The sequence below is a fragment of the Vibrio sp. M250220 genome (assembly GCF_036533795.1).
Classification (GTDB): Bacteria; Pseudomonadota; Gammaproteobacteria; order Enterobacterales; family Vibrionaceae; genus Vibrio.
Window position 1 is genome coordinate 1 of record NZ_JATABI010000110.1, and the last position, 2,282, is coordinate 2,282.

The following is a 2,282-nucleotide window of genomic DNA, read 5'->3' on the forward strand; positions in this document are numbered from 1 at the left end:
CTGGAAGAGGCTTACAACGGCTATGACTACTGGGTCACACACGCTCATTCTGTTCTAACAAAACTCAATAGCCAGCGAATAGAATGGAAACCATTGGCGTTCTTTACCGCGAATAACCAAAACAACATTAAATACCGCCACTTTTTTGCGGCTATGCATCGTTTAAATCAGACCGGAACATACATAAAAGAACAGTGCTTAAGCGAACAGCAACTCTTTCAAGGTTGGCAAAATGTCGAGTTTCTTCGCCAGCACCTTGAGAACCATCGTCCAAGCATCGACAAATTGCTCCTTGGCTTAGAGAAGCTCAATAGAGAGACGCCTATTCACAGCGAGCTCGGTTACTACAGTGCCTATATATTGAACCTCGTTTTACTTCAGGAAGTCGCGGTTCGTATCCGAGATTTTTCTGAACGATTTGGGCAAAACGAAAACTACAGCAATTACGTTAAGCGGCTATTTGTGTTTGCTGAAAAGGCCCAAGAACGTTGCGACGCTTTACTGGTCACCGCGCAAAGCCGCGCCAACAATCCTTACTATGATTACCAGAGAACCTCCGTTACCTTTGCTGGTGACGTTCCAACACAAGAAGCCTCGGATCGGCGTGTGGTGCTCAATGAAGCACTATGGAAACCGAAAAACTTAGACAACCATATCTATGCCAACAACGGAGCGAACCAAAGGACGATTGTTGAGTGTGCGCTCTCTTCCAAGCCAGATAAGCTGCTATATATCCTTTCCGATAGTCCGGTACTGTCGCACGATGTCGCCGATAACAAAAAATGCACTTCCATTGTTAACCTAAATTTAGCAACGTCTGTCAGCCGACAAAAAGAGTCACTATCTAAAGCCTTTGAGCAGGCACTTGGTGGCTCTTCTGACGCTGTTCTTCGCTCTTTGAAATTTGAAAAATCGATTAACTGGGCGAATATTAGCGATGTTATTTTCCCTTGGAGTAGCAAAGAGTACCAAAATGAAACGTTTGGTATTAGCGCAATGACAGAAACCAGCGGAGGAGCGCAATTTGCTCGTTTTGCTTACAGTGCCAGTACCGCTATTGACCAAGACACCTTCCACAAAGGCACCTTAAAAGCCGAGTTTCAAAGCGATTTTTCTCTCGCCAGTGCAGAGCAAAAGATAAAACTCAGGCTGCCAGCCAGCGGCAGCATGGCATTGGACATCCCTTATCGTACCCGTGGTAACCAAAAACGACATACAGAAAACATTGGCTCTGCTGTGCTTGAATTTGAAGGTAAAGTCTATGGTGTGCTCGCAGCAAGCTTAAAAGTTGCCACGCAAATACACATCGGCAATATGGAAGAATCTTCAGGAGAGCAAGAAGTTCGCCCTCTCGGCATCAAAGGAACAGTACCAAGCAGAAGTGACTATACCAATTACAATGTGTCCGGCTTAGGGCAGGAAGGCAGCCGAAACAGTCCCCTTGCGGCAGGAGCTACTGCGCAAGCAAAAGCCTTTGCTGGTTTGGAAGCGGGGGGCACTCTGAGCTGTAAGCTAGATTGGGCAAAAGATCAAAAAAGCGCAACACAAAACCTGTTTAAAGTCAGTTCTGACTTTAAAGTCTCGGCGGGGATTGGGTATGATGGTGTATTCCAGTGCACGTTCAATAACGGCCGTTTTATCTTTATTACGGCGATGGCGGCCACGGCTGGGGTAGGATTCGGTGGGAAATTTGCCACTGAACTGAACCCGAAAGCCGCAGATGACTTCTTTGCTGCGCTGCTTGGCGTGATGAATATTAAAGGATTTCAGCGCTTTGAGTTCTTTGATGAGTCAGGCAAAGTCAACAGTTTTGCCGAATTCAATAAAGTGCTGACGGTCGCCGCTGCCTTTGGCTTAACCATTGGCCAAGTGATGATGCTGCCATTTAACATCATTGATGATATGGAGAAGCAAGCCACCGACCAAGAAAGTGCCTACTTTGTTGCTAACTTTTTGCTTTCGAAAGAGCACCAACAAGAAAATCAGCAGTGGATCACCAATATGCCAGCGGAAACATTGGCTAAGTTATTGTCGGTGTTGATTCATTATAATGATATTCCTCTATGGGGAGATGGTGCTAGGGCTCGATCTGCAACCAGAAATCAAAACCAGCGCAAAGCGATCAATCAAATACTCAATTGGTTAGGAGCAAGCCGAGCCGATACAGGGCAAATCAAGCGCTTTGAAAATGCCCTGCAACGTATGGGCTTACCGCACCCCACTGAGCTTAATAAAGCAGAACAATGGCAACGCTACGCCAAAAATGTCATCAGCTTACGGGA

Annotated in this window: 1 pseudogene; it reads left to right on the forward strand. The window is 46.2% G+C overall.

Going from position 1 to position 2,282, the window contains the following annotated elements:
* A pseudogene (locus tag QTN94_RS19610) lies at nucleotides 1–2,282 on the forward strand (LysM domain-containing protein); the annotation flags it as partial.